1 protein-coding gene is annotated in these 779 nt (G+C 32.6%); it reads right to left on the minus strand.

What is annotated here, in order from left to right:
• Window positions 1-41: 41 nt before the first annotated feature.
• Window positions 42-734, minus strand: a complete 693-nt coding sequence (locus ACFIM1_RS09370; protein ID WP_375609844.1) for a type IV secretion system protein — start codon at window positions 732-734, stop codon at window positions 42-44.
• Window positions 735-779 lie beyond the last annotated feature (45 nt).

Genomic DNA, 779 nt, shown 5'->3' on the forward strand with positions numbered 1-779 from the left:
TGTACAATAGGATTATTTTCATAAAATAGAGAAAACAAATGTTATAAAGAATTTTGGTAAAACCGTATGCGAGGCATATCCTTATTAGTACTGTTAAAAATTTTCATATCAATTTTGCGTCTATACATTTTAGTAAGCACGCGCTCAGCGTCACGTAAATGTGCAACCATTTGCAGCTTTATAGATTCATTTTTAATCATAGTTAATGTGCCCTCCACAATTGTTTGAACATCCAAGATCTCTTTTACATTATCTGTTTTATCCAATGCATTTAACAGGGCTATGATATAGCGAGAACGATTTTCTACTGCTTGAAAAGTTTGCAAAGTTACAGCTTTATCTAGGGCTGACATATGTTGTAAACGTGCAAAAAGAGCTGGGCCCATCCGATTAGGACTTCCAAAAATCCTTTCTTCATTTTCTAAAATCTGTTTATATAGCTCATTTGAACGTTCATTTTCATCGTAGATCGATTCTGGATTTTTGAGAAAAAAACTGGTATAATCCACTTTTCTATGATCGTTGATTTTATCCTTTGTTAGAGCTTTATGAATGCCTTCTGCGAATAAAATTTCTCTTCCTGTTAAATCAATTTGTTTTTTTAATAATTCAATAAGCTCCAAATATTCTTTTGATGGAGGAGATGAAGAATTCTTGTTTAATGCATTTGGATTTGGATAATGCCCCCATTGGAATGCTAGAGCTAAATTTGGCAATCCAAAAGCTATAATCATTCCTGTTATAATAAAGATCTTTCTCATCTGTCTCCTCGCTTGATT

Source organism: Bartonella sp. AC158YNML (genome assembly GCF_042196725.1).
Lineage (GTDB): Bacteria > Pseudomonadota > Alphaproteobacteria > Rhizobiales > Rhizobiaceae > Bartonella.

What these genes read in the sequence shown, in the direction of transcription:
- ACFIM1_RS09370 (WP_375609844.1), bottom strand. Translation starts at nt 734, where the DNA reads ATGATTATAGCTTTTGGATTGCCAAATTTAGCTCTAGCATTCCAATGG.